Source organism: Natrialba sp. INN-245 (assembly GCF_009807105.1).
Taxonomy (GTDB): Archaea; Halobacteriota; Halobacteria; order Halobacteriales; family Natrialbaceae; genus Natrarchaeobius; species Natrarchaeobius swarupiae.
In genome coordinates, this window is sequence record NZ_WUBV01000040.1 from 53,541 (window position 1) to 77,738 (window position 24,198).

A 24,198-nucleotide genomic window follows, 5' to 3' on the forward strand; every position below is an offset into this window, starting at 1 on the left:
CACCCGGCGAGACCCGAGTGTTTTTTACGGTCTCTCCCCCCTGAACAGGTGTGCGAATCGAGAACAGTTTCATTCCCGTCCGCGGCGTCGGTGAGCACACCGAACGTCGCCTCTGGGAGCACGGCATCACCCACTGGGACGATTTCGACGGCAGCGTCGTTGGCGAGACCCTCGCCGACCGGATCGACGCGTTCATCGAAGACGGACGAACACACCTCGATCGCGGCGACGTCTCCGTCTTCGCCGATCAGTTGCCCGCCTCGAGCCGCTGGCGGCTCTACGAGAACGTCCGCGAGAACACCTGTTTTCTGGACATCGAGACCACAGGGCTCGACGCGAACCGAAACCGGGTGACGACGGTCAGCCTCCACCGGGGCGGCGAAACCGAGACGTTCGTCAACGGCCGGGACCTCACGTGTCAGCGCCTCGAGGCGGAACTCGAGCGATCGTCGTTGCTGGTAACGTTCAACGGACAGCGCTTCGACGTCCCGTTTCTCGAGACGTGTTACGACCTCGACGTCACCGTTCCGCACGTCGATCTGCTCTACCCCTGTAAGAAACTCGGACTCGACGGCGGACTCAAGGCGATCGAGCGGGAGGTCGGTATCGGCCGAGAGATGCCGGATCTTAGCGGACAGGACGCCGTCAGACTCTGGCACGAGTACGAACGCGGCGACGACGCCGCTCTGGAAACCCTCGTCGAGTACAATCGCGCGGATACGGAGAACATGAAACCACTGATGGAGACCGTCGCCGATCGGTTACATCGGCAGGTCTTCGAGACGTGTTGTCCGTCCGGTGGGCCCGAGAGATGATCCGGCTTCACTCGGGAGCGCCAATCATACGGTGGTAGACGACGTTCACACGGTCATGAACGAATTCGAGTACGAGGTCGACCTCGAGGTTCGGCTTCGCGACATCGATTTCATGGGTCACGTGAACAACGCAGTCTACGCGACGTACCTCGAACAGGCTCGTGATCGTTACTTCACCGACGTGCTCGAGGTCTCGCTGGCCGACGTCGGGACTGTCCTCGCCAATCTCGAGATCGATTACGCACAGCCGATCGAAGCCGACGAATCGGTGACAGTCGCTCTCGGTGTCCGCGAACTCGGCGACGCCAGTATCCCCATCGAGTACGAGGTCCGTGCGGACAGTACGGTCGCCGCGACGGCCCGCACCGTTCAGGTCGTCGTCGACGCCGGGACGGGCGAATCACAGTCCGTCCCGTCGACGTGGCGGTCTCGGATCGAGAGTCGCCGGTAGTCTGCCGCACGGCCCGCTGGCCGCCGGTGGGTGGCCCCGCAGGCCGCGGGCCCACCGCCGCGACGGGACAGCAGTCCGTCTTACTCCTCGAGGTCGTCGTACACTTCGACGTCGCCCTCGCTGGTGACGACGACGCGATAGCCACAGAACGGGAACTCGACGCGACCGTGCGTTCGAGTCGTTCCATCGGTGCGGGGAGAAAACAGGGAATCGAGTGCTTCGGGATTGACGACGCTGTAGAGCGATTCGTATTCGGGTGGTTCGATCTCCATCGGATCGACTCCTTCCCGTTCGGCGACCGAAGCGATTACCTCGAAACTCAGTGGGTGAGCCGAATCAGCCTGCGAACGATCGACTGAGAGTAGCATTGGGCGCACACTTTCTTTCGGTGCACATAAATCCTCTGGCCTCAACACGAGCCTGTTGACCAATTATATACTTCAACGTACGCTTGTATCCAGTAGAGATCTTTTTGGGAACCGTATTATATCTGTGTTTAGAATTCTTTCTTTGGTTAAAATTATTTAACGAGAAAATATCTACCTAGAAAGGAGAGATTGTAACGAAACGAGAGACAATCGATGCGCCAGAATTCCTCGCGACGACCGAAGCCAGGGCGGGGATTTGAACCACGGTCGGAGCGACGCACCTCCCTGATTCAACTCCCGCCGTCTCTCGTCGTCGCTCGCGAACGTGCTCGCGACGACCGAAGCCAGGGCGGGGATTTGAACCCCGGAAGTCTCGATTACAAGTCGAGTGCATGAACCGCCCATGCTCCCCTGGCGCAGTCGGTCAGTTAGCGGTCCTCCTTTGAGTGTGTGTCGTTTTCCGACCGGCCTTCCAGTGACCGTTCCATCGTCACGCGTAGTGGGTCGTATCCGTGTCGGCGGTAGAATCGTCTCGCGTCCTCGTTTTCGGCCATCACCTCGAGTAACAGTACTTCCACGTCCCGCGCTGCGAACGCCTCTTCGACCGCCTCGAGCAGCGTCGATCCGATCCCGCGGCCGCGGTAGTCTGGTTCGACGTACAGATTCGAGAGTGATCCGCGGGTTGCCTCGAGTTCCAGCGCACCGCGCTCGACGGAGAACGAGGCGAATCCGACGACGTCGTCGTCGACTCGAGCGACGAGCAGTCCGTCAGTCGCCTGGTATGCAGCGAGCGTTTCGCGCATCGCCGTTCGATTGGGATCAGGTCGGACGTACGAGCCGTGCGAGCACTGATCTCGTGCGAGACGCACCCACAGCTCTGTAACCGTCTCGAGGTCGTCGGCCGTCGCGGGTTCGACGATCATGTGATCAGGTCACTCGCGGACAGCGCGAAAAGGACTGTGCATCGAGCCGATCACACTGTTCGGCAGTCAGAACAGACGAGCTGTCCGTTGGCGTCCCAGAGCGTGTCCGCAAGCGAGCCACAGGTCTCACAGACGCCTTGAGTAGAGTACTCATCGCCGCCGTTGGGAAGCGCGCGTTCGTCAGCCGTCCCCCCAAGCGTTGGCGCGACCGACTCGTCAGTTCGGTGTTCGGTGTCGGCTACCGGGTCGGTCGACCGGGGCGGTGTCACCGCTCCCTGGAAGGATCCCGCCGCGGCGATGACGTCCCGTTGCGTGAGCAGTCCGAGGACCTCCTCACCGTCCTCGACGACGACGTTCCGGATGTTTTCCCGGCCCATCGTGGTCGCTGCATCAGAGAGCGAGCGGTCCGGCCCGATCGAGATCACAGGCGTCGTCATCACGTCGCCGACGTCGGTCTCGGCGGGATTACCCTCGTCGGCGACGACGCCGAGTACGTCCCACTCGGTGACGATGCCGACCGGCACCGAGCCGCGAACGACGAGTACGCTACTCGTTCGCTCCCCGCGCATGAGCCGAACCGCGCCGAGGAGGCTGTCCGACTCGCTGACCCCGACGTATTCGGTCGTCAGGACGTCCCTGACCGACAGTTCCGATTCCATATGTGAACAATACACATGGGCGGGCTAAAAGCTACCCCCGCTACACTTAAGCGAATCGGCGGAGAAGTTTCGGGGCCCGGCGACCGCACCCGATTACCACGCGAGCTCGACTCTCGTTCCGTCGGCCCGGCACACTTCGAGGGCGTGTTTCGCGGCGAAGCCAGCGTCGTGGGCGCTCGAGCCCCGACCGACGCCGACTTGCAGTTCGACGTCGACGGCGGTTTCGACGTGGCCGATCGCCTCCTCGTAATCGTCCGCCTCGAGGTCGGGACAGACGACGATGACGTTGTCACCGCCGACGAAAAACGAGAGGCTGTCGTGGGCGTGGCGCATGTGGCGCATGAGTTCGGCGTAGCCCTGTTCGATCTGGATGAAGCTATCGAAAGCATTGAGTTCGTCCGTATACTGCCCGGTGGCGTCGACGACGTCGAAATGGGCTATCTGGACGTCGTCGTCGGTCCGGTGAGGATCGTCGATAGTCCGTCCCTCGAGACACTCCCGTCTGTCCTCGTCCTGTGCGCTGCCGGCGTCTTGGACGACTGTTGTCGCGTCGGAAAGCGCCTGAACGGGTGAGGTACCCGTCGCGACGCCGAGACTGAGCGTGACAGGATACCGGTTGCCGACGGACTCCTGGAGGAGTTCGTGGTCGGCCATCGTCAGGCCGTTCGTGACGGCGATCATGTTGTCGAAGCGGGTGAAAAACGTATAGCCGTCGCGGTTACCGACGAACTGGGAGATGTCTGCGTAGAGGCGAGACTGCATCGTCTGGAGGTCCGCCTCCCGGCGAGGCTCGGGGGTCACCGTCCACGGCCCGTAGTTGTCGATCTGAACGAGCGTTACCTGCGTATTAGTCACGGTAGCGGATTCTTCCGAACGGCTCCGTATAAGTGATACGTAATCCAGATTCGTGACGGTCGTGTGTCGACGCGAGTCGAACGGGTGATCGCCAAGAACTCGGGGCGCATACGGTATCCTGTCCGGCAACTCCGGGAGAACGAGACAGCAATCCGTATCAGGCGTGTTTCTTCTCCGGGTTCACACCCGTCGGGTGGTACTCCCAGAAGTTCCCTTCGCGCATGGCCGCACCGACGGCCTTGTGCATCTCCGTGATCGTCTCGAACTCCGCCGGCTCGACGTACTCGAAGATGTCTCGCATCGAGACGACCGTCTCGTAGTTGATCCGGATCGGGTCGTCGCCGTGTTCGGCGACGAACTCGTCGCGCTCGAGGGGGAAGTCCTCCTCGTCGTCGACCTTCTTGGCGATGATCGCCATATCGTACTTGCGCATCCCCTCGCTGCCCTCCTCCCCGTCGGGGTCGTGTGGCCAGTCGCTCATGCCCGATGGTGGGTGTGGTGGGTGCAAAAGGATTACTCCTCGTGGGCGGCCGTCGTCTCGACAGCCTCGCCCGATCCAGCAAGCTATTTCCCCGTCGGGCGGCGGCATTCGGGTATGGATCCGGCGCTTGGCCCTCCCGAGGAGATGGCCGAGAAACGAGACGAGTTGACGCCGATGATGCGTCAGTATCACGACCTCTGTGCCCGGTACGACGACGCGCTCGTGCTCTTTCAGGTCGGCGACTTCTACGAGACGTTCTGTGGCGCCGCCGAGCGGACCGCGCGGCTGCTCGAGATCACCCTCACCAGCCGCGAGGACAGCACCGGCGAGTACCCCATGTCCGGGATCCCGATCGACAACGCCGAGTCGTACATCCAGACGCTGCTCGAGGCGGGCTACCGGGTCGCCGTTGCAGACCAGGTCGAAGAACCCGGCGAAACCGCTGGCGTCGTGGACCGCGCGGTCACGCGCGTCATCACCCCCGGAACGCTCACCGAGGACGAACTCCTCGCGAGCGACGACAACAACTTCGTCGCGGCGGTCGCTCGCGGCGACGGCGAGCCGTCGACCCCTCGAGTGGGAGACGGCTCGCGAACCGGCGAGACCGAGACGCTCGCGCTCGCGTTGCTCGACGTCTCGACCGGCGACTTCCTCGCGACCAGTTCGCGCTCCCCGGCGGCCATCGCGGACGAGATCAGTCGGTTCGACCCTGCAGAGGCCGTCCTCGGCCCGAACGCGCCGCGGGACGTCCTCCCGGAGGAATGTATGGTCACGCCGTTCGACGCCACAGCGTTCGACCGCGAGCGCGCCGCTTCCCTCCTCTCGCGGTACTACGGCCATCCCGACGCGTTGCTCGCGGAGGACGCCGAAATCCGCGTCTGTGGCGCGCTCCTTGCGTACGCGGAGTACGTCCGCGGCGGCGAACACGCCGCAAGCGCCGGGAGCGACGACGAGGCCGCACCCGTCACCGAGCCGGCCGACCCCGACGAACGCAGTCGGCTCGAGTATCTCACCCACCTCACGCGGTACGATCCCCGCGAGTACCTTCTGTTGGATGCGGTCGCCCTGCGCAGTCTCGAGCTGTTCGAGCCGCGGGCCGTCCACGGCCGCGACGACGCGACGCTCGTCGGCGTCCTCGACGAGACCGCGAGCGCACTCGGCGGTCGAACGCTGCGCGACTGGCTCCGCCGACCGCTGCTCGAGCCCGACCGCATCGAGTCGCGACTCGACGCCGTCGAGGAACTCACCGGCGCGGTCCAAACTCGAGAAGAACTGCACGATCATCTCCGGGACGTCTACGACTTGGAGAGACTGATCGGACGAATCTCGCGCGAGCGGGCGAACGCCCGAGATCTGCGTTCGTTGCGAGCCACCCTGGCGGTCGTCCCCGAGATTCGCGAGCGCCTCGCCGACGCCGACTGCGATCGGCTCCAGCGACTCCACGACGAGCTCCATCCGCTGGTCGACGCCCGCGAGGCGATCGACGAGGCGATCGTCGAGAATCCGCCGATCGAGATCACCGAGGGCGACATTATCGCCGACGGCTACGACGACGGCCTCGACGAGTTGCGGGCGACCGCCCGCGACGGCAAACAGTGGATCGAAGACCTGGAGGAGCGCGAACGCGAGCGTACCGGAATCGACTCGCTGAAGGTCGGCTACAACTCGGTTCATGGCTACTACATCGAGGTAACCAACCCCAACCTCGAGTCGGTCCCCGACGACTACGAGCGCCGACAGACGCTCAAGAACTCCGAACGGTTCGTCACGCCGGAGCTCAAACGCCGCGAGGACGAGATCGTCGGCGCAGAAGAGCGTGCGGACGAACGCGAGTACGACCTCTTCTGTGAGGTTCGTCGAGACGTCGCCGACGAGGTCGAGCGCGTCCAAGCGCTGGCCAACGCGGTCGCAACCCTCGACGCCGTCGTCGCGCTCGCGACCGCCGCCGCGGAGTACGACTACTGTCGGCCGGAGATAACGGATACCGACCGTCGAAGCGGCCTCGAGATCGACATCGAGGGCGGTCGCCACCCCGTCGTCGAGCGCACCCAGGAGTCGTTCGTCCCGAACGATGCGCGCTTCGACGACGGCCGGCGGCTCGCGATCATCACCGGCCCCAACATGTCAGGAAAGTCGACGTACATGCGTCAGGTCGCCCAGATCGTCCTCCTCGCGCAGGTCGGCAGTTTCGTCCCCGCGCAGTCGGCGCGGATCACGCCGGTCGATCGCATCTTCACCCGCGTGGGCGCGAGCGACGACATCGCGGGCGGTCGATCGACGTTCATGGTCGAGATGGACGAACTCGCGACGATCCTGCGCGAGGCCGACGAGCGCTCGCTCGTCTTGCTGGACGAGGTGGGTCGGGGAACGTCCACCGCGGACGGCCTCGCCATCGCGCGGGCGATCACCGAACACGTCCACGACGAGGTCGGCGCGACGACGCTGTTCGCGACTCACCACCACCCGCTGACGGAACTCGCCGACGACCTCCAGGCGGCGTTTCCGCTCCACTTCGAGGTCGAGGGAGTCGACGACGAGGTCGTCTTTCACCACGAGGTCGCCTCGGGCGCGGCAACCGGTTCGTACGGCATCGAGGTTGCGACGGCTGCAGGAGTTCCCGAGACGGTCGTCGAGCGCTCCCGGGAACTGGTCGACGGGACAGCAAGTGCGGCCGACACAACGGGGACCGCTCGAGATATCGACGAATTCGAACGTGTACACACGGGACGAGATCCAGCGGCTGCAGGCAGTCCGTTGCCCGCTACGGCGGACGGTGGGAACGACCCGACCGATATCGCTGCCGAGCTACGGGCACTCGATCTGGGTCATCTCACGCCAGTCGAGGCGCTGACCGAACTGGATCGATTGAAGCGCATGCTCGAGGAGTAGTCTGGAACGGACGGGTAGTGGTCCGTATCAGCGCTTGTACCCCGCGCGTCTTCGAACACGTGTTCGACGGTTTTCGGATACGCCAACAGCACGAAACAGACGATGGCGGGTCCGTACCGCATGGTCGCCACCGCGAACGTATACGGCACCTGATCGAACCCGACGAGAACTCCGACCGCACAGCACAGTTTGACGGCCAGCGGTACGGACTCGCCGGCCTCGTCGCCGGGAGTCGACGCCACCGGCGGTGGTTCGCTCGAGTCAGTTTCGGCACACCCGCGACCCAGACAGCGGGTGGGCTGGGACATCGGGACAGGAACCCGTATCAGTCATCGCAGCCCGTCTCAGGAGTTGGCTCGAGCGAGACGAACTCGAGGCCGTGTTCGGAGAGCAGTCGGTCGGCTCTGTCGGTGACGGAGGGTGCGACGAGGATGCCCCGGACAGCGACGTCGGCGTGCAGGTCACCCGCGAGCGCGTCGACGTACCGACGAAGCTGGCTCACGGCGTCAGGGCCGACGCGGCGGCGCTTGAGTTCGACGACGACGGCCCGTCCCGCCGCGTCCTCGCCGTAGATGTCGACGGCACCGGCCGACGTGTCGCGTTCGGTCGCCAGCGGCCGGAACTCCGGCTCGAGGAGGCTCGGCTCGTCGAGAATCCGCTGTCGGAGGTCCGCTTCGGTCCCCGAAAGCGAGAGTTCGGTCTCGTCGGAGCCGGCGAACGCCGAGACCTGCAGGACGTCTCGAAACCGGACGAGCAAGCGCTCCTCGGGGGTCGACCGGGCGCTCTCGAGAACGACGTCGCCACCGTCACAGTACACCTCCTGCTCACAGCCCGGTGGCTGCCAGTTGACCGGCTGTTGGCCTTCGTCGGTGTGGACGAGCGTTGCGCCGTCGGGTTTGCACAGTATGAGCCGATCGCCCGCCTCGAGCCGACTCGAAGCTCGCCCCTCGTAATCGACGGTACATCTCCCGAAGACAGTAACGAGTGCACCACGGTCGATCCCGTCGGCGATCGCGTCTCGAGTGGCGTCTGGGCTGGGCTCCTCGAGGGACGTCACAGCTGCTCGGTCGGTCGTCACTGAGACCCGATAGCCACCAGTCAGTAAAAAGGGATGCGGGACGTGATAGTTCTCCAGTGTGATCGATACCTAAACCCTTACCTGTCGCCCGCTCTGCGCGCTAGTACATCATGACGAACCTCCACGACCGCCGCCGAGTGCTTCAGATTGCCGGTGCAGGCGCTATCGCGTCTGTCGCGGGTTGTTCGGACCTCGATTCGTCCGAGAGCGTCGAGAGCGAACCGGAGGCCGATGGGTCCGGTGACCAGCAAGACGCTGATGGTAGCGACGACGAACAGGGCGACGTGCTCACTGCGATCGCCGAACCGGAGATGGACGACATGCAGGAGCTCCAAGAGGAGGTTATGACGGGCGAACTCTCCCAGGAGGAAGCGATGCAACGGCAGAACGAACTCCACGAGGAAGCGATCGACGAGTTCGAAACGCGCGTCGACTCGGAAGACGACACGGACCTCCGCATCGAGGAGACCGAGGATGGGTCGGGACTCTACCTCGTCGACGGCTCGGCGGACGTCCTCGTCGACGCGCTCCGAAGCGGCGATATTTCCGTGCTCGGACAGACGGGACTCTACGACCAGATTCTCCAGCAACAACAACAGCAACAGCCAGAGGGCGAGGAGATCGACGAAGACCAACTCGAGGAGATCGAGGAACAACTCGAAGAGCAGGCGAGCGAGGACGACGAGTAACGGCTGCCCGACGTGAGACGATCGGAGGCGACTGCCGGTTAGGTCTCGGGATCGACGCCGAACGGACTCTCGCGTTCCGTCCAGTCCCAGCCGGGAATCCGTTCCTGGAACCCAGCGGCGAGCGCCGCCTCGAGATCGTCGACGCCCGCGTTTTCGTCGGGGCCGCCGTGTACCTGGAGATCTGCGTAGTGAAACGTCGCTTCGCCGAGCGTCCGCAGCGGCTGCGTGCCGGCGATCGTCGCCGCGAGTTCTCGGCCGAGCAGTTCGTCGACGACGAATCCGGGATAGTCGTCCTCGACGTCGAGGTCGCGAAGAATAGCAACCATCGCGGCGACGTTGACCGCCAGGTCGCCGTCGGCGAAGACGATATCGACCTCTCTCCGGTACTGTGATTGGGTGACAGGATCGACGTCGACCTCGAACACCCGCCCCAGGTCCTCACGAACGTCGTTTACGATCGGAACGACGACGTTGGCGTGGTCTCGCACCCAGTCCCGTTCGGTCGCGACGCGCTCTCGAGTCAGGTTCATACGTCGTGTTCGGCCTCGAGTCCCCTGGGCTTTGCGAAGGCTTTTATACAACGCGAGGAATACCGTCAGGTAAGCGGGTTCTCCCTGGAATCTTCCCGCACGAACCAGGACACCGACCTGGGAGCGTATTCGTCACGACACGGAGCGACACGGATGATCCGAAAGAGAAGACGTCCTGCGTCGTCTCTCCCCGTCGCTCTCTCGAAGAAATCGTTCCCCGTCGGCGAGTTCACGCAAGCCGAATCTGGCGATTATGAGCACTGTAGAGCAGCAACTCGACGATTTGCAAGCAGAGATCACGAGTGAGTTACCGAGCGATATCTCGGTCTCCTCGGTGAAGTACGAAGGGCCGGAACTGGTCGTCTACACGCGCGATCCGAAGAAGTTCGCCCAGCAGGGTGATCTCATTCGAAAGCTCGCGAGCAAACTCCGAAAGCGGATCACCGTCCGCCCCGATCCGAGCGTTCTCTCTCGACCCGAGCACGCCCGACAGGAGATCATGGACGTCGTTCCCGAGGAGGCCGGCGTTTCGGATCTCGATTTCCACGCCGACACCGGCGAGGTCGTCATCGAAGCCGAGAAGCCGGGTATGGTGATCGGCCGACACGGCTCGACCCTCCGGGACATCACCAAGAACGTCGGGTGGACGCCCGAAGTCGTCCGGACGCCGCCTATCGAGTCCTCGACCGTCTCGAACGTCCGGAGCTTTCTCAAGCAAGAACGCGACGAGCGCCGCGACATTTTAGAGCGCGTCGGCCGGCAGATCCACCGCGAAGAAATGTCCGACGACGAGTACGTTCGTATCTCGACGCTCGGTTGCTGTCGCGAGGTTGGGCGTGCGTCGTTTATCCTCTCGACGCCGGAGACGCGCATCCTCATCGACTGTGGCGACAAGCCCGGAGCAGAGGGTGAGGTCCCCTACCTCCACGCCCCCGAAGCACTGGGCGCCGGCCCGCAGAACATCGACGCGGTCGTCCTCACCCACGCCCACCTCGACCACTCCGCGCTGATCCCGCTTCTGTTCAAGTACGGCTACGACGGCCCGATCTACTGTACCGAGCCGACGCGGGACCTGATGGGCCTGCTCACGCTCGACTACCTCGACGTCGCGGCCAAGGAAGGGCGGTCCCCGCCCTACGAGTCCGAACAGGTTCGCGAAGCGATCAAACACTGCATTCCGCTCGAGTACGGCGACGTCACCGATATCGCGCCGGACGTCAAACTCACGTTCCACAACGCGGGTCACATCCTTGGGTCGGCCGTGAGCCACTTCCACATCGGCGACGGCCTCTACAACGTCGCGTTCTCCGGCGACATCCACTACACGGACACCCGCCTGTTCAACGGCGCAGTCAACGACTTCCCGCGGGTGGAGACGCTCGTCCTCGAGTCGACCTACGGCGGTCGCAACGACTACCAGACCGACCAGAAAGACTCCGAGGAGAAGCTAAAGGAAGTCATCCGAGAGGCCCACGAAAAAGGGGGGAAGGTCCTCATTCCGGCGTTCGCCGTCGGTCGCTCCCAGGAGATCATGCTCGTCTTAGAGGAGGCGATGCGAAGCGGCGACATTCCGTCGATGCCGGTTCACTTAGACGGCATGATCTGGGAGGCGACCGCGATCCACACGACCTATCCCGAGTACCTGCGTGATGACCTCCGGGATCGCATCTTCCACGAGGACGAGAACCCGTTCCTCGCCGAGGAGTTCAACCACATCGACGGCGGCGAGGAGGAACGACAGGACGTCGCCGACGGCGATCCCTGTATCATCCTCTCGACCTCGGGGATGGTCACCGGCGGGCCGATCATGTCCTGGCTCGGTCACATCGGTCCCGACCCGGACTCGACGCTCGTCTTCGTCGGCTACCAGGCACAGGGTACCCTCGGCCGTCGCATCCAGAACGGCTGGGACGAGATCCCAGCCAGCGAAGTCGGCGCGATGAACGACGACAACGGCCGTGGCACCCTCTCGCTCAACGTCACCGTCGAAACCGTCGACGGCTTCTCCGGCCACGCAGACCGCGCCGGCCTCGAGAACTTCGTCAAGACGATGAACCCCCGTCCCGAGAAGGTGCTCTGTGTCCACGGCGACGAACGCTCCGTACAGGACCTCTCCTCGGCGTTGTACCACGACTACAACATGCGGACGTTCGCGCCGAAGAACTTAGAGACGTTTCGCTTCCTGTAGTTTCGTCTTCGCTCTCCGTTCACAACTCGAGTCCGTCCCACGCGCTCGAACTTCGATCCCCTGTCGTCCAGGCCGATCACTCGACCGCTTCGGCCGGGTCGATCACGTCACCAGTTTCGGGATAGACGCCGACCTGCTCGCAGACGTCGCCCAGCGGGCAGGCGTCCGGATCCTCGAGACACGCCGGGTTCCGTGCGGTGCAGTACTCGCGGCCGAACTGGATCGTCGCCGTGTGGCCGAAGCCACACTTCTCGGCAGGCACCTCGCGCTCGAGGGCGGCCCGTACCTCCTCGTGGTCGGCGTCTGCCGGAGCGACACCCATACGGCGGTAGATCCGGTGGACGTGCGTATCGACGGGAAAGACGCCGGCCCGGCCACCAGCAAAGAGGAGGACGCAATCGGCGGTCTTCGGGCCGACGCCGGTCACGGAGAGGAGACTCTCGCGGACCGCCGCCGGAGACTCGTCCGTGACAAAGGCATCGAACGCGCGGGCCGACCCGAACTCCTCGAGTACCCACTCGGCCGCCGCGATGATGACCTCCGATTTTTGGTTGTAGAGGCCGGCCGAACTGATCGTCTCCGCGAGTTCGGTTCGGTCGGCGTTCGAAAGCGACGTCGCGAGGTCGGCTCCATCCTCTCGGCCCTCGTCGGCGTCTGTGCTCGATTCGCCGCCGTAGCGCTTGATGAGCGCGTCGTGGGCCGGTTGGCTCGCGACATCGCTCGTGTTCTGGCTCAGGATGGTCCGGACGAGACAGGTAAAGGCGTCTTGGCCCCCGTACGTTTTCTGCCAGTACAGTTCGCCCAGACGGTCGACGACCCGTTCGGCTCGCTTGTCGGCGGTTGCTGGATCGAACTCGGTGGCTACGCCGCCGCCGGATTCGCCGCCGCTGATGTTGACCGACGGCTCTCGATCGTCGCTCATGTGTGACGAAAACTACGTACTCGACGCCAATCTACGTACTGATTCACCGTCCGGAAGCCAGCTGTCACCACGTCGTCTTGCAGCTGAACGTCTCGCCACAGGACGAGCAACTCGCCGACCTCGCGAACCCGTCTTTCAGCGATCCAACGGCTTTGCTCGTCCGGGTGACGGTCATATCGATGTCGACGTCGACCGATTCCGAACAGTGTGAGCAGATAACTCGCTGTGACATACGATTCGATACCGAGGAATCGTAATCACCGTTGTGGCCAGGTATCTCTCATCCAACACTCCGCGCCCTCGAGATGGACGCGTCGGTGCCGTCGTCAGTCCGCCGTCGTTGCAGGCGTCGAACTGTCCGCACGCGCAGAGCGCCAGAATCCCTGAATGTACGCGCCGAGGAACATGCCGACGATACCGGTGAGAATCGGATAGTTCCCGATCCCGAGGCTGGCGTAGGCCGCGCCGGGACAGATCCCCGAGAGCCCCCAGCCGACGCCGAAGATGCCGCCGCCGATGACGACGTTTTTATCGAGGGTCTTCAGCCGTCGGCCGTAGGTCGCGCCGGTCAGCGGCGCGTCAGTTCGGACGAATTTCACGCCGAAGAACGTGATTCCGGTCACGACTGCGGCACCGAACATGACGAACAGCAGGCCGAAGTCCTGGAACTGCAGGAAACTCAGGACGACTTCGGGTTGGGCCATGTGACTAAACCCGAGCCCGAAACCGAAGATCAGCCCACCGACGAACACGAGCGGGAGAAACAGCGGGTGTTGCTCATGGTCGGCGCTCATGGCACCACCCCCACGGCCTGGACGAGTTGTGCGGTGCCGATCGCGATCAACAGAAAGGTCGCGACGCCGACGAACGACGCACTCGAGACCGAGCCGACGCCACAGACGCCGTGGCCGGAGGTACAGCCCTTCCCGACGCGGGTCCCGATCCCGATGAGGATTCCGCCGACGAACAGCCGCCACCACTGGACGTCGGTCGTCCAGATGCCGTCCTGAAACGCGAGCGCGTAGACGGCCGCCCCGGCAACGATCCCGACCGTGAAGACGACCCGCCAGTCTCGAGAGGGGCGATACTGCTGAAATCGCGACAGACTCGAGCCATACGAGAGCGTCGACTCGAGGAAGGTACTCGCGCCGGCGGGGATCCCGGTGCCGAGGTAGATCACGGCGACCCCGAGGCCGACGAACAGTCCACCGATCGCGTAGTGGCTGATCCCGTTGGGGAACAGCTCCGCGAGCATGGCGACGACTATCGCAGCGGTTGCGGTCATTACTCGAGGGGAGGAATCCTCGGCGTATCAATGCTCCCCAGGCGGGGAAAATTGTGCGTATCTCGGATCGACTCATACGGATTGCTGTAACGATGTACCGTCGAAACCGCAGACTGGTCGCGGTTTCGCCGGTACTGACAGTAAACCGTATCAAGCGGTGGGGGTTGAACGTATTTAGTGACGAGAATGATTAGCTGAAGTCGTAATCTTCGCTCGTAATAAGGGTCTCTTGCTCGCCAGAAACACCAACTGCGACAACTGTTCCATTGTAGCCGGCCGAATCTAGATCGTCACGATCAATTCGGATGCTATCACCCGTCTCGAGATTTTGTAAATCATCCTCAGAGAGATCAGCGCTGTCGAGATGGTCCACCGGTTCACCGGTTACGTTGACGTGATCGGCGTTTCCGAGGGTCGTCACTCGAAGGTCGATGTACTGTGGGTCTTGTTGAACAGTGATCGAAATGCCTGCCTGCACTTCTTCCTCAATGTCGTTCCCGATATCGAAAACAAACCCTGCGACTACAGCCGCAAGGATAATAGTGATAGCTACAACGAGGATTACACCGACGACGGGCGAGACGCCACGTTCTTCGTTAGAACAAGCCGGTATAAAGGACTTCATGCTGATTGTTCAACGTAAAAGTAGGTTCTGGAGTTTTTAGCTCCAGTCGAGGTCGTAATCTTCGCTGGCAACTTGTGTTGTGGTATCGGTTTCGTCGATAACTGCGACTGCAGTTACAGTACCACTTTCAATATCTCCAGCAGAACCGGCCTCAATTTGGATGTCAGCATCAGCATCAGTGCTGATGGTGATTACATCTCCAACACCTGTCCCTTCTGTTGCATCTTGCGCGTCGTCAGCGCTACTGGGGTCGTTGTACGCGGCGTCGGGACCACTGAATAGGGATCCACCTAGATGCACGGAGTCTGCATTACCAAGCGATGTAACTTCGACTTGAATCTCGTCAGCTGATTCATCTACGTCAATCGTCACACCAGCTTGTGCTTCCTGTCCGACGCTTCCACCGAGATCAAGCACGAATGCGGCGATAACTGCCGCGAGAATCACGGTGATTGCGACCATGAGGATTACTCCGATGACTGGAGAGACTGCACGTTCCTCCTCTGAACCAACTAGTTTAGCTTTCATTGCGTTCATTTTTATAAATGTTTAGTGGTTGGTTAGACTTACGTGCTGAAGTCGAAGTCTTCACTCGCAACCTGTGTTCGGGTGTCGTCTTCGTCAATGTATGCGACTGCGGTTACAGTGCCTTCACCGTCGTGGCCGTCGTTCTCAATTACCGTAACGTCCCCAACTTGTAGTCCTTCAACATCACCATCGACAGAGAAGTCACCACTGCCCTCGAAGTCGTGAGTTCCTTGGATGTCTACACCGTCAGAATTTCCAAGGGAGGTAACCTCAATTGTTACTTCGTTTGCCACTGTGTCTTCTTCGATCGAGACACCAGCCTGTGCTTCCTGCCCGACGCTCCCACCGAGGTCGAGGACGAATGCTGCGATGACGGCCGCGAGAATGACCGTAATCGCAACCATCAGGATGACACCGATGACAGGCGATACTGCCCGTTCCTGCTCGTTTCCAACTAGCTTGTCGCGGATTTTTGTTGCGTCCATGGGTATCGTGTGATTTCGTTTCCATCGCACCCCACGATAGCCAGAAAGGTTATGCACGCCGACGTGAAACCGTCGACCTGCGCCCGGGGATTGGGGGTAAGCATGACCCGCCCGGCGCTTCCTTCCTGCTATCGGTTTGGTGCTGATATCAACCAGTGTAATCCGGGTATATATAATTAGTCGTTAGTGTAGCTGCGTGGAATTATTCGCGTTCGCTGTCGGTTTCATATCTGATAATCAAGTCCCTCCAGAGGGGTTACAGCACCCCGTTGAACCGACGCTGTCTTTCGGTTCTGCCTCGAGCCCAACGGGAAGACGATCCGCAGTTCTCGCGTCGTGACGCCGGTTCCAATCAGCAATGGAAACCGCCAGTGAACACTATCGGAAACTGTCGTTACCCGTCGGTTCGCTACTAACGGTACAATCTACCCCTTCTACCCGGACGCAATCCCCAAAGGTGACTGCGATCGAACGAGCTGTCCGCGTCGGCGGTCACTCCCCGCTGCACTCCGTAGATGAGGACTTCCTGACGATCGCCACCCAGAACTCCTCGACCGAGCGGACGAACTCGACGAACTCCTCCGGTTCGACCGGCTTTCGGAGGTAGTGGTCCGCCTCGAGTCCGTGGGATCTGACGATCTCCTCGCCCACATCGGAACTCGTCAGGACGACGAGCGGAATCTCACGTAACACGGGATCGCCCTCGAGTTCCGCGAACACGTCCATCCCGCTTTTTCCGGGAAGCTGTGGCTCGAGGAGGATGATGTCGGGCTCCGGTGTGTTCTCGTAGCCATTGTGCTGGTGGAGGAAATCGAGGGCGGATTCCCCGTCCGAGACGGTGTGGATCGTGTTCAGAAGCTTCGCCTCGTCGAACGTTTCGGTAAAGAGCCGGGTGTCGCCTGGGTTCGGCTCGACGAGCAAAATGTCGATCACGTCCTCCTCCCGGCCGTCTGTCGAACTCACACCGGGCCTTTCGTGGGAGCGAGTAAAAACATGTCTGTGCTTCGCCCTGCCCGAGCACGGATACCAACTCGATTGGCGGAAGACGTATCCGCTTCGTATACTCTCAGCTCGAATTTCATACGGTCGTGGTTTTATCCACCGGCAGCGTATCGCCGGTATGGATCCACCCCACTCACCCGGACGGCGACGAACGCACGGATCTGCCACTCGTCTCGAGTGCGTGGAACGACGCCTCGAGGCGGCGGAGATCCGTCTCGAGCGATTGCAGAACACACTCGACGGGCTCGCTCGCTCGTCGGGCGTCTCGATCGGCTGCCCGTGTAACCGATGTGGCCGGAGTTACGTCCTCATCGAGGGCGGTCGGATTCGCTGTCCGGAGTGTCGGTTCAGCCAGTCGGTGTGAACGCTCCGGTCGCCGGTTCGAGTCTCCCGATGGCGATTACGGGAGCCGTTCGACCGCCTCGGCCAGGTCGGATTCGGTCTCCCACCGGTAGAGCCGACCCTCCTCTTCGAGCAACTCGAAGACGCCGTCTTGCATCCAGCCGAACGGTCGCCGTTCATCCTCGTACTCGCGTTTGAGCACGTAGCTCTTCGAGAAGTACTCCTCGGTGCCGACGAGCAGTCCCTGCTCGACCAGGAAGTCGCTCGGATCTCTCTCCGCGACGCCGACGACGTGACTGACCAGGTCGGCAATCAGACAGAACTTCTGAATGCCGTTGTCCCACTCCCCGCGGACGTCGACCATCCGGAACGCGTAGGCGTCGGGCCGGCGGTTCAGCCTGTCGACGACCAGGTTCAGCCGGCGGATCGGCTCCCGGTCGTAGTTTCCGAGAACGAAGTAGGTCCGGTCGTTCTCGTAGATCGGCGTCAACTCGCTCAGCGCGTGCAGGATCTCCTCGTTGTCCGCGAGCGTGATCTCGTCCGCCGCTAAGCGATCGCTCGCGCTCTCGAGGAGGTCCTCCGGCCGGGGCGGCTCCTGTTCGGTCATACAGCGACGTTCTCGCGACCGGGAAATAGTCGTTTCCGAGCCGTTTCCGTTTCCGATAGCGGACGGTTCCTCTGTGTTCCCAAGTCCAGTTTACTCTAAAGTAGTTTACTCCAGGGTAACTTACTTGGTGATCTACTCCGTAGGTGGGCGTATGAGCACCAGTCTGGGCGCTGACGACGCAGGGGGGACACGGGAACTCGTCCACTTCGTCACCCAGGAGACCCGGTTTTCGCTGATCGCCAACGTGGTTCAACACCCCGCGGGGCTGGCGTCGATGTACGAACTCGAGCAGCTAAATCCGAGCGTGAGCGAGGCGACGGTGTACAAACACGTCCAGAAACTGATCGAGGCCGGCATTCTCGAGGCGGTCACGCTCCCGGACGACGAACGCCAGCAGGGGTATCCCTGGAAGTTCTACCGGCTGACCGACGAGGGGCGGGCGTTTCTCGACGAACACAACTTGCTCGCCGCCGAGGAGACGTTGCGACTGATCTACGACTCGATTTCCGATAAATCCGAAAAGATGGTTCGATACGAGAACGCCCCGCGTCCGGACGGCCAGCATTAACTCATGAACAGCCGCCGTCCCGCTCGTTCGTGGCGCATTCCCATGATCTCCGCCAGCGGCGCGAACGACGCCATCGCGGTCGCGTCGTCGTCGACGTGACGGTCACAGATTTCGACGACGACGGATTCGAGGTCGCCGAGCACCCGCTGGATCTCGGTGTGACCGAACCGCCCGAGTCGCTGTGCGGCCCCCAACAACCCGGTCACGAACGAGTAGGCGTGAGAGAGACAGGCCTCGAGCCGCGAGAGGCCACGGCTCTGAGCGACGACGCCGAAGACGACTGGGTAGTGACCTGGCGTCTCACCGGCGTCGATTCGCGTGGCGAACTCCTGGCGGAGGCCCGGACGGATGTCCACAGACTCGAGGTCTTCCTCGGTCCCGGCGAGTAACTCGCACAGCTTCGCGCCCGCTTTCGTCGAACTCTCGCGGAACTCGCTTGGCATCGTCACGGCGTGGAGGCGCGCGTCGACCTCGAGGAGCCGATCGAGGTCGTCCGACGAACTCGCGTCGTGGGCGTTCGCGAGCGCGACAGTCTCGCAGGGTCCGACGACGCGCCGGAGGTACCCCGCGAGCAGCGCCCGTAGGTCGTCGCCGTCGCCGATCCGCCCCTCGTTGACGTACTGCTCGAGGCCGTAGGAGGCGGTGTACCCGCCGACCGGCAGAAACGAGTCCGAGAGCCTGAGGGCGGTCAGAAACGAGTCGGGATCAGTGGTCATGATCGTGCTCGTGGCTGTGTCCGTGACTCTCGTGGTGGTCGTGTCGGTGCCCGTCACCACCGGTCTCGCCAGCGTGATCACCGTGACTGTGGTTGTCACCGTGGCTGTGATCGGTCTCGTCAGCGCGGTCACCGTGACTGTGTTCGTGACCGTGGCTGTGGTCAGTCCCGTCACCGTGGCCTCCCTCGAGGTCCGTCACGAACAGGTCGGCGTCGACGGTCGTCTCGCGAATCTCCGACCCGGGAATCACGTCCGCGACGACGCGTTCGACGATGTGTCGATCTGCTGCGAGCGGGACGTAGACCGTTCCGTCCTCGACGGCCAGGTCCCAGTGCTGGTTGCCGACGCGGTGGCCAAGTTCGACCGCCGCGGCGAGTGTCTCCGACGTCGCCTCGGGCAGCGACACGGCGAGTGCGTCGCGAGGTTCGAACGCGACGACGATCATTCGCTCGTCGTCGACGAGCAAGACGTCTCCCGACGAGACGGCCGGCGCGTTCACGACGACGCCGACGTCGGTCCCCACGTCGGTCGTCGTGCGAAACCGGGAGCGTCTGCGATCGCTCGCGTCGACGACCACTCGCTCGAGCGTTCCGTTCGCCTCGTGATTCTCGCGCAGCGTCGCGAGTTCGTCGTCGGCGTGGACGTTGCCGACGATACCGTCGATTCGCTCCATCAGTATCGCCGGTCGGCCGGTGTGCCGACCCCGAGCACTGCCCGTCTCGTCTCGTCCCACGCTGTGCGGACGGTCTGGCTTACGTCCGCCTGGCTCTCGCCCAGCACGCGGACGATCGCACCCGCGTCGAACGGGAGCCTCGAGACGGCTGCCTCGACGCCCGGTCGATCCGTGATACGGTCGTGGAGCGTCCCGACCAGTTCCTCCTGGTCGACCACACCGACACCGCTACCCTCGTTCGATCCGTCGCCGCTTTCGCCGCCGGATCCGGGTGCGAAGACGTACAGCGAGCCGACGACGCCGAACTCCCCGACGCTCGCGGGGTCGCGCGGATCGCGGTCGTCCGGCCGGAGGTCGACCGCGTCGGCACACACCAGCCGGTCGTCGACGGTTGCCTCCACGCGGGCGTGGTAGTGGTCGAAGTCGAACGGCTCGTGGTCGCTCAACCCGTCCGGGACGAGGACGTCCGAGAGGACGACGACCGCCCCTTCCGCGAGGTCGACGTCGACGGTCTGGAGACAGCGCGCGTCCTCGTTGACGATCGTCGGGCCGGGCAGATACTCGAGGTAGCTCCCCGCTTTCGCCCGGATCGTCGCATCGAGGTGGGCGTAGTTCTCGCGCATGCTGTGGACCTTCGTCGCACTCTGTGTCGTCACGTGTACGCGAGCGCTCGAGCGGGCGTCGAGGACCATCCGGTGGCGATCCCCCTGGGCGACGCCGCCGGTCGGCTCCTGGGCGACGAGCGTCGTCAGCCCCGGCGCAGGATCGGTCTCGAGGGTTCCGGTCAGGTGGTAGGGAACCTCGACGCGGTCGCGGATCAGTCTGGTCGGGCCGTCGTCCTCGCGGGCGAAGACCGCCTCGAGCAGGCCGTTCTTTCCGGGGCCGCCGGCGGGTGCCTGCGCGAGTGGCTCGTCGGCGTACTCCGCGAAGGCGGCCGGAATCGTCCTCTCGTCTGCGAACGGGCTCGCGTCCGACTGTCCTGCGCTCACGCGAACAGCACCTCCCGGTCGACGTGTGCGAGCACCTCGTCGACCCCCGTCCCGTCCTTGCAGTTGGTGAAGACGAACGGATCGTCGCCGCGGACGTCCGCTGCGTCGGATTCGATTACCTCGAGGTCGGCGTCGACGTACGGCGCGAGGTCGGTCTTGTTGACCACGAGCAGGTCGGCCTGTGTGACGCCGGGGCCGCGTTTCCGGGGGATGTCCTCGCCCTCGGCGACCGAGATGACGAACAGGAAGTAGTCGGCCAGTTCGGGGTTAAAGGTTGCAGCGAGGTTGTCACCGCCGCTTTCGACGATAACGACGTCGAGATCCGGGTGGCGCTCGGTGAACTCGTCGATCGCGGCGAGGTTCATCGAGGGGTCCTCGCGGATACCCGTGTGTGGGCAGGCACCCGTCTCGACGCCCTCGACGAGGTCCGCCGGTAACAGATCCCCGAAGGATTCGCGGAAGACGTCGGCGTCCTCCTGGGTCATGATATCGTTGGCGATGACGCCTACCTCGTACCCCTCGTCGACGAGTTCGGGTACGAGCCGCCGGACGAGCGCGGTCTTGCCGGAGCCGACTGGACCGCCGATACCGATCTTGGCGACGTCTCTGTACCCCATCAGTCACCCTCCGTCGCCTGCGGGTCGTCCTGACTCGCTTCGAGGTCGTCCGCCGCCTCGAGTTCCTCACCGGGACCTGGGTCGACGGCCTCGAGTTGCTCGCGGCTGTCCGCCCGGATCGGATCGTGGATCGTCACCAGTTTGGTGCCGTCGGGGAAGACGGGTTCGACCTGGACCATGCCGATCATCTCGGGGACGCCGTCCATCACGTCCTCGCGGGTGAGCAACTGCGTCGCCTCTGATCGGATCTGTGAGACCGATTTCCCCTCGCGGGCGGCCTCACAGGCCCAGTCGGAGATGTAGGCGACCGTCTCGGGATGGTTGAGCTTCACGCCACGGTCTTTGCGCCGCCGGGCGAGTTCGGCGGCCATGAAGACGGTCAGCCGCTCCATCTCCTTCGGCGAGAGGTTCATTCCCATGGGATCACCCCCGCGAGACGGCTCGAGATAGAGTGTGTCGATCGCGGTCGCGTTTCCATTGCTGGCGGTCTCGTCGTCGGAGTCGTCGGTGTGTCTTCGAAATCCATAGTCGATGTCGGATTAGAGCAGGTACCGCTGTGCGAGCGGAATTTCCTCGGCCGGGTCGCAGGTGACGTGTTCGCCGTCCACCTCGACCTCGAACGTCTGGGCGTCGATCTCGATGTCGTCCGGACAGTGGTCGTTGTGGACCATGTCGGATTTCCGTACGTCTCGGGTGTCGCTGACGGGCCGAACCGGCGTTTTGAGGTCGTAGGCGTCGCCGACCTCGTTTTCGGAGGCAGCCTCGCTGACGAACGTGACGGAGAGCCCCTGCTTCGCTCGGCCCTGTGCGCCGGCGCGTTCGCGGCCGATGACGGGCTCGCAGGTCATCAGCGAGCCGTTGGCCTCGCCCATCTGGGACCAGACGGGGAAGCCGCCCTTGATGACCGCCTTCGGCTTGACGCCGAAGAAGGCGGGGTCCCACAGCGCGATATCCGCGAGCTTCCCCGGCTCGAGCGAGCCGACGTAGTCGTCGATCCCCGCCGTGATCGCGGGGTTGATCGTGTACTTCGCGACGTAGCGCTCGATGCGGGCGTTGTCCGCGTCGGTTCCCTCGTCGGCCTCGAGGGGGCCCCGCTGGGCTTTCATCTTGTGGGCGGTCTGCCACGTGCGGCTGATGACTTCCGCCATGCGGCCCATCGCCTGCGAGTCAGAGGTCATCATGCTGATCGCGCCGGTGTCGTGGAGGACGTCCTCCGCGCCGATGGTCTCCGCCCGAATTCTGGACTCGGCGAAGGCGACGTCCTCAGGAACGTCCGGATTCAGGTGGTGACAGACCATCACCATGTCCAGGTGTTCGTCGAACGTGTTCTCCGTGTAGGGCATCGAGGGATTGGTCGACGAGGGCAGCATGTGCTCGTGGCCGATCAACTCGAGGACGTCCGGCGCGTGACCCCCACCTGCCCCCTCGATGTGGAAGGTGTGGATCGCCCGGCCGTCGATCGCGTCGAAGGTATGTTCAACGAAGCCCGACTCGTTGAGCGTGTCCGTGTGGATGCAGACCTGGATATCTTCCTCGTCGGCGACCTCGAGGCAGGTGTCGATCGCCGCCGGCGTCGAACCCCAGTCCTCGTGGAGTTTGAGCCCGCAGACGCCGGCGTCGATCTGTTCGTAGAGTGCGTCGGGCTTGCTGCTGTTGCCCTTTCCGTAGAAGCCGACGTTGACTGGCCAGTCCTCGGCGGCCTGGAGGAACCGCTTGATGTTCTCGGGGCCGGGCGTACAGGTGGTCGCGCCGCCGCCGAAGCCGCCGCCGAGCATGGTCGTCACGCCGGAGCCGAGCGCGTGCTCGACCAGTTGGGGGCTGTTGAAGTGGACGTGGATGTCCAGCGCGCCGGCCGTCGCGATCAGCCCGTCCGCGGGGATGGTGTCGGTACTCGGCCCGATCACCATATCGACGTCGTCCATCGTGTCCGGGTTTCCTGCCTTCCCGACGCCGACGATTTTGCCGTCGCGAACGCCGATGTCGCCCTTCCGAACGCCGAGGACGGGATCGATGATCACGACGTTCGTAAACGCCCAGTCGAGTGCGCCTTCGGCCTGCGTGATGCCCGACTGCATCCCCATCCCGTCACGCATCGTCTTCCCGCCGCCGAAGACCGCTTCCTCACCGGGGACCGTGTGATCCGTCTCGATCTTCGCGAGCAGATTCGTATCGCCGAGTCTGACCCGGTCGCCCTCGGTCGCGCCGAACAGATCCGTATACTCCCGTCTGGAGAGTTCACGACTCATTCGTCGTCCTCCGTCAGGTAGCCGCGCTCTCGAGCGCGCTCTATCGCACGGGCGATCACGTCCTCGTCGTCGAGTGGCCCGTCGACGAGACCACCCATCCCGTGAACGATCCGATCGCCGCCGATGTCGACGAGCGTCACGTCGCGTTCACACCCCGGCTCGAACCTGACCGCAGTTCCGGCGGGGATGTTCAGGCGCGTTCCGTACGCGGCCTCTCGGTCGAACTCGAGGCCGGGATTGACCTCGAAGAAGTGAAAGTGTGATCCGACTTGGACCGGCCGATCGCCGGTGTTCTCGACGGTAACTGTCGTCGTTGCCCGTCCCTCGTTGATCCGTATCGGCTCGTCTTCGGTGAGCAGCTCACCCGGCACGAGGTCGCTCATCCCTCGACCACTCCGGGCACTCGCCCGAGTCCGACTATGAATGGATATCTCATTACGTGAGGGAGTGGTTGACAGACGACCTAAAGACACGCCTGGACTACAATACTTGCCCACCATCGATCGGATTCGGGACAAATGAACAATTCCTTTGGACAATCGCAACAAAGTAGGGGAAAGGAGATGGACGGATCGTCGATTTCGACCACTTTATTCCGAAACCGTCGTTCGAGGTCTGACAGTGGCGAACCGTCGTCACGTCCGGGGCGACCGCTGCGGAAGAACCC

31 protein-coding genes and 1 tRNA gene are annotated in these 24,198 nt (G+C 63.1%); 7 read left to right on the forward strand and 25 right to left on the reverse strand.

Annotation, left to right across the window (positions count from 1 at the left end; all coding sequences use genetic code 11):
* The first annotated feature begins 50 nt into the window (after positions 1–50).
* Complete coding sequence (locus tag GRS80_RS12865) at positions 51–815, forward strand: ribonuclease H-like domain-containing protein (protein WP_343161563.1); 765 nt, start codon at positions 51–53, stop codon at positions 813–815.
* 55 nt (positions 816–870) lie between these two features.
* Entirely contained in the window at positions 871–1,266 is a 396-nt protein-coding gene (locus GRS80_RS12870; RefSeq protein WP_160047912.1) for a thioesterase family protein, read from the forward strand.
* An 80-nt stretch (positions 1,267–1,346) separates the two neighbouring features.
* On the opposite strand, the gene GRS80_RS12875 is transcribed toward GRS80_RS12870, so the two are convergent.
* From GRS80_RS12875 to GRS80_RS12900, 6 genes are all read right to left on the reverse strand, one after another.
* Positions 1,347–1,634 (reverse strand): HalOD1 output domain-containing protein, encoded by a 288-nt coding sequence (locus tag GRS80_RS12875; RefSeq protein ID WP_160047913.1) that lies wholly within the window; start codon positions 1,632–1,634, stop codon positions 1,347–1,349.
* A 342-nt stretch (positions 1,635–1,976) separates the two neighbouring features.
* Positions 1,977–2,050, reverse strand: a tRNA-Thr gene (locus GRS80_RS12880).
* Positions 2,051–2,062: 12 nt separating this feature from the next.
* Positions 2,063–2,557, reverse strand: coding sequence for a GNAT family N-acetyltransferase (locus GRS80_RS12885; protein ID WP_160047914.1), 495 nt, complete (start codon positions 2,555–2,557; stop codon positions 2,063–2,065).
* Between the two features lie 50 nt (positions 2,558–2,607).
* Entirely contained in the window at positions 2,608–3,216 is a 609-nt protein-coding gene (locus tag GRS80_RS12890) for a CBS domain-containing protein (protein WP_160047915.1), read from the reverse strand.
* Positions 3,217–3,309: 93 nt separating this feature from the next.
* On the reverse strand, positions 3,310–4,071 hold the full coding sequence (locus GRS80_RS12895) for a GTP cyclohydrolase III (protein WP_343161564.1): 762 nt from the start codon (positions 4,069–4,071) through the stop codon (positions 3,310–3,312).
* Between the two features lie 157 nt (positions 4,072–4,228).
* Positions 4,229–4,552, reverse strand: a complete 324-nt coding sequence (locus GRS80_RS12900; RefSeq protein ID WP_160047916.1) for a DUF5785 family protein — start codon at positions 4,550–4,552, stop codon at positions 4,229–4,231.
* Positions 4,553–4,666: 114 nt separating this feature from the next.
* Between GRS80_RS12900 and mutS the strand changes: the two genes are divergently transcribed.
* Entirely contained in the window at positions 4,667–7,441 is a 2,775-nt protein-coding gene (mutS, locus tag GRS80_RS12905; RefSeq protein WP_160047917.1) for a DNA mismatch repair protein MutS, read from the forward strand.
* Here mutS and GRS80_RS12910 read toward each other — a convergent pair.
* Together GRS80_RS12910 and nucS are read right to left on the reverse strand one after the other, a co-directional pair.
* A complete protein-coding gene (locus GRS80_RS12910) occupies positions 7,378–7,749 on the reverse strand; it encodes a hypothetical protein (RefSeq protein ID WP_160047918.1) in 372 nt (123 codons plus the stop codon). The genes mutS and GRS80_RS12910 overlap by 64 nt on opposite strands.
* Positions 7,750–7,766: 17 nt before the next feature.
* Complete coding sequence (gene nucS, locus GRS80_RS12915; protein WP_343161565.1) at positions 7,767–8,519, reverse strand: endonuclease NucS; 753 nt, start codon at positions 8,517–8,519, stop codon at positions 7,767–7,769.
* Between the two features lie 110 nt (positions 8,520–8,629).
* Between nucS and GRS80_RS12920 the strand changes: the two genes are divergently transcribed.
* Complete coding sequence (locus GRS80_RS12920) at positions 8,630–9,208, forward strand: hypothetical protein (RefSeq protein ID WP_160047919.1); 579 nt, start codon at positions 8,630–8,632, stop codon at positions 9,206–9,208.
* 38 nt (positions 9,209–9,246) lie between these two features.
* Here the strand turns inward: GRS80_RS12920 and GRS80_RS12925 are convergent, their stop codons facing one another.
* Complete coding sequence (locus GRS80_RS12925) at positions 9,247–9,738, reverse strand: hypothetical protein (protein ID WP_160047920.1); 492 nt, start codon at positions 9,736–9,738, stop codon at positions 9,247–9,249.
* Between the two features lie 253 nt (positions 9,739–9,991).
* Between GRS80_RS12925 and GRS80_RS12930 the strand changes: the two genes are divergently transcribed.
* Positions 9,992–11,926, forward strand: coding sequence for a beta-CASP ribonuclease aCPSF1 (locus tag GRS80_RS12930; RefSeq protein WP_160047921.1), 1,935 nt, complete (start codon positions 9,992–9,994; stop codon positions 11,924–11,926).
* Positions 11,927–12,002: 76 nt separating this feature from the next.
* Here the strand turns inward: GRS80_RS12930 and nth are convergent, their stop codons facing one another.
* From nth to GRS80_RS12965, 8 genes are all read right to left on the reverse strand, one after another.
* A complete protein-coding gene (gene nth / locus GRS80_RS12935) occupies positions 12,003–12,848 on the reverse strand; it encodes an endonuclease III (protein WP_160047922.1) in 846 nt (281 codons plus the stop codon).
* A gap of 64 nt (positions 12,849–12,912) precedes the next feature.
* Positions 12,913–13,080, reverse strand: coding sequence for a hypothetical protein (locus GRS80_RS20440; protein ID WP_200840387.1), 168 nt, complete (start codon positions 13,078–13,080; stop codon positions 12,913–12,915).
* A gap of 94 nt (positions 13,081–13,174) precedes the next feature.
* On the reverse strand, positions 13,175–13,642 hold the full coding sequence (locus GRS80_RS12940) for a DUF6691 family protein (RefSeq protein WP_160047923.1): 468 nt from the start codon (positions 13,640–13,642) through the stop codon (positions 13,175–13,177).
* Positions 13,639–14,133 carry a YeeE/YedE family protein gene (locus GRS80_RS12945; RefSeq protein WP_149081893.1) on the reverse strand — a complete coding sequence of 165 codons (495 nt, stop codon included), beginning with the start codon at positions 14,131–14,133 and terminating at the stop codon, positions 13,639–13,641. The genes GRS80_RS12940 and GRS80_RS12945 overlap by 4 nt, the downstream gene beginning before the upstream one ends.
* Before the next feature lie 190 nt (positions 14,134–14,323).
* On the reverse strand, positions 14,324–14,758 hold the full coding sequence (locus GRS80_RS12950) for a type IV pilin (RefSeq protein WP_160047924.1): 435 nt from the start codon (positions 14,756–14,758) through the stop codon (positions 14,324–14,326).
* Between the two features lie 36 nt (positions 14,759–14,794).
* Positions 14,795–15,295 carry a type IV pilin N-terminal domain-containing protein gene (locus GRS80_RS12955; protein WP_160047925.1) on the reverse strand — a complete coding sequence of 167 codons (501 nt, stop codon included), beginning with the start codon at positions 15,293–15,295 and terminating at the stop codon, positions 14,795–14,797.
* Positions 15,296–15,324: 29 nt separating this feature from the next.
* On the reverse strand, positions 15,325–15,771 hold the full coding sequence (locus GRS80_RS12960) for a type IV pilin N-terminal domain-containing protein (RefSeq protein WP_160047926.1): 447 nt from the start codon (positions 15,769–15,771) through the stop codon (positions 15,325–15,327).
* Positions 15,772–16,263: 492 nt separating this feature from the next.
* Positions 16,264–16,734, reverse strand: a complete 471-nt coding sequence (locus tag GRS80_RS12965; RefSeq protein WP_343161566.1) for a response regulator — start codon at positions 16,732–16,734, stop codon at positions 16,264–16,266.
* Between the two features lie 220 nt (positions 16,735–16,954).
* Here GRS80_RS12965 and GRS80_RS12970 point away from each other — a divergent pair, with 220 nt between their 5' ends.
* Complete coding sequence (locus GRS80_RS12970) at positions 16,955–17,137, forward strand: hypothetical protein (protein ID WP_343161567.1); 183 nt, start codon at positions 16,955–16,957, stop codon at positions 17,135–17,137.
* Positions 17,138–17,173: 36 nt separating this feature from the next.
* Here the strand turns inward: GRS80_RS12970 and GRS80_RS12975 are convergent, their stop codons facing one another.
* A complete protein-coding gene (locus tag GRS80_RS12975) occupies positions 17,174–17,722 on the reverse strand; it encodes a hypothetical protein (RefSeq protein WP_160047928.1) in 549 nt (182 codons plus the stop codon).
* Positions 17,723–17,873: 151 nt separating this feature from the next.
* Between GRS80_RS12975 and GRS80_RS12980 the strand changes: the two genes are divergently transcribed.
* The gene (locus GRS80_RS12980; RefSeq protein WP_160047929.1) at positions 17,874–18,290 is read left to right on the forward strand and encodes a helix-turn-helix transcriptional regulator; all 417 of its coding nucleotides are present in this window, start codon (positions 17,874–17,876) and stop codon (positions 18,288–18,290) included.
* Here the strand turns inward: GRS80_RS12980 and GRS80_RS12985 are convergent.
* The 7 genes from GRS80_RS12985 to GRS80_RS13015 form a co-directional block, all read right to left on the reverse strand.
* Positions 18,287–19,006, reverse strand: coding sequence for an urease accessory protein UreF (locus tag GRS80_RS12985; RefSeq protein WP_160047930.1), 720 nt, complete (start codon positions 19,004–19,006; stop codon positions 18,287–18,289). The two genes, GRS80_RS12980 and GRS80_RS12985, sit on opposite strands and share 4 nt — an antisense overlap.
* The gene (gene ureE / locus GRS80_RS12990) at positions 18,996–19,679 is read right to left on the reverse strand and encodes an urease accessory protein UreE (RefSeq protein ID WP_160047931.1); all 684 of its coding nucleotides are present in this window, start codon (positions 19,677–19,679) and stop codon (positions 18,996–18,998) included. Before ureE ends, GRS80_RS12985 begins: the two co-directional genes overlap by 11 nt.
* Positions 19,679–20,668, reverse strand: coding sequence for an urease accessory protein UreD (locus GRS80_RS12995; protein WP_343161568.1), 990 nt, complete (start codon positions 20,666–20,668; stop codon positions 19,679–19,681). The genes ureE and GRS80_RS12995 overlap by 1 nt, the downstream gene beginning before the upstream one ends.
* Positions 20,665–21,285 carry an urease accessory protein UreG gene (ureG, locus tag GRS80_RS13000; RefSeq protein WP_160047932.1) on the reverse strand — a complete coding sequence of 207 codons (621 nt, stop codon included), beginning with the start codon at positions 21,283–21,285 and terminating at the stop codon, positions 20,665–20,667. Before ureG ends, GRS80_RS12995 begins: the two co-directional genes overlap by 4 nt.
* On the reverse strand, positions 21,285–21,704 hold the full coding sequence (locus tag GRS80_RS13005) for an urease subunit gamma (RefSeq protein WP_160047933.1): 420 nt from the start codon (positions 21,702–21,704) through the stop codon (positions 21,285–21,287). Before GRS80_RS13005 ends, ureG begins: the two co-directional genes overlap by 1 nt.
* Before the next feature lie 120 nt (positions 21,705–21,824).
* A complete protein-coding gene (gene ureC, locus GRS80_RS13010; RefSeq protein WP_160047934.1) occupies positions 21,825–23,531 on the reverse strand; it encodes an urease subunit alpha in 1,707 nt (568 codons plus the stop codon).
* Positions 23,528–23,914 carry an urease subunit beta gene (locus GRS80_RS13015; protein WP_160047935.1) on the reverse strand — a complete coding sequence of 129 codons (387 nt, stop codon included), beginning with the start codon at positions 23,912–23,914 and terminating at the stop codon, positions 23,528–23,530. The genes ureC and GRS80_RS13015 overlap by 4 nt, the downstream gene beginning before the upstream one ends.
* Positions 23,915–24,198 lie beyond the last annotated feature (284 nt).

Coding starts and splice junctions, on each gene's coding strand:
- GRS80_RS12900 (WP_160047916.1), bottom strand. CDS start 4,552: ATGAGCGACTGGCCACACGACCCCGACGGGGAGGAGGGCAGCGAGGGG.
- GRS80_RS12955 (WP_160047925.1), bottom strand. CDS start 15,295: ATGAACGCAATGAAAGCTAAACTAGTTGGTTCAGAGGAGGAACGTGCA.
- GRS80_RS12910 (WP_160047918.1), bottom strand. CDS start 7,749: ATGTCCCAGCCCACCCGCTGTCTGGGTCGCGGGTGTGCCGAAACTGAC.
- nth (WP_160047922.1), bottom strand. CDS start 12,848: ATGAGCGACGATCGAGAGCCGTCGGTCAACATCAGCGGCGGCGAATCC.
- GRS80_RS12960 (WP_160047926.1), bottom strand. CDS start 15,771: ATGGACGCAACAAAAATCCGCGACAAGCTAGTTGGAAACGAGCAGGAA.
- GRS80_RS13015 (WP_160047935.1), bottom strand. CDS start 23,914: ATGAGCGACCTCGTGCCGGGTGAGCTGCTCACCGAAGACGAGCCGATA.
- GRS80_RS12940 (WP_160047923.1), bottom strand. CDS start 13,642: ATGAGCGCCGACCATGAGCAACACCCGCTGTTTCTCCCGCTCGTGTTC.
- GRS80_RS20440 (WP_200840387.1), bottom strand. CDS start 13,080: ATGTCACAGCGAGTTATCTGCTCACACTGTTCGGAATCGGTCGACGTC.
- GRS80_RS12930 (WP_160047921.1), top strand. CDS start 9,992: ATGAGCACTGTAGAGCAGCAACTCGACGATTTGCAAGCAGAGATCACG.
- GRS80_RS12885 (WP_160047914.1), bottom strand. CDS start 2,557: ATGATCGTCGAACCCGCGACGGCCGACGACCTCGAGACGGTTACAGAG.
- GRS80_RS12980 (WP_160047929.1), top strand. CDS start 17,874: ATGAGCACCAGTCTGGGCGCTGACGACGCAGGGGGGACACGGGAACTC.
- ureG (WP_160047932.1), bottom strand. CDS start 21,285: ATGGGGTACAGAGACGTCGCCAAGATCGGTATCGGCGGTCCAGTCGGC.
- ureE (WP_160047931.1), bottom strand. CDS start 19,679: ATGGAGCGAATCGACGGTATCGTCGGCAACGTCCACGCCGACGACGAA.
- mutS (WP_160047917.1), top strand. CDS start 4,667: ATGGATCCGGCGCTTGGCCCTCCCGAGGAGATGGCCGAGAAACGAGAC.
- GRS80_RS13005 (WP_160047933.1), bottom strand. CDS start 21,704: ATGGGAATGAACCTCTCGCCGAAGGAGATGGAGCGGCTGACCGTCTTC.
- GRS80_RS12875 (WP_160047913.1), bottom strand. CDS start 1,634: ATGCTACTCTCAGTCGATCGTTCGCAGGCTGATTCGGCTCACCCACTG.
- GRS80_RS12890 (WP_160047915.1), bottom strand. CDS start 3,216: ATGGAATCGGAACTGTCGGTCAGGGACGTCCTGACGACCGAATACGTC.
- ureC (WP_160047934.1), bottom strand. CDS start 23,531: ATGAGTCGTGAACTCTCCAGACGGGAGTATACGGATCTGTTCGGCGCG.
- GRS80_RS12870 (WP_160047912.1), top strand. CDS start 871: ATGAACGAATTCGAGTACGAGGTCGACCTCGAGGTTCGGCTTCGCGAC.
- GRS80_RS12925 (WP_160047920.1), bottom strand. CDS start 9,738: ATGAACCTGACTCGAGAGCGCGTCGCGACCGAACGGGACTGGGTGCGA.
- GRS80_RS12950 (WP_160047924.1), bottom strand. CDS start 14,758: ATGAAGTCCTTTATACCGGCTTGTTCTAACGAAGAACGTGGCGTCTCG.
- GRS80_RS12945 (WP_149081893.1), bottom strand. CDS start 14,133: ATGACCGCAACCGCTGCGATAGTCGTCGCCATGCTCGCGGAGCTGTTC.
- GRS80_RS12920 (WP_160047919.1), top strand. CDS start 8,630: ATGACGAACCTCCACGACCGCCGCCGAGTGCTTCAGATTGCCGGTGCA.
- GRS80_RS12985 (WP_160047930.1), bottom strand. CDS start 19,006: ATGACCACTGATCCCGACTCGTTTCTGACCGCCCTCAGGCTCTCGGAC.
- GRS80_RS12975 (WP_160047928.1), bottom strand. CDS start 17,722: ATGACCGAACAGGAGCCGCCCCGGCCGGAGGACCTCCTCGAGAGCGCG.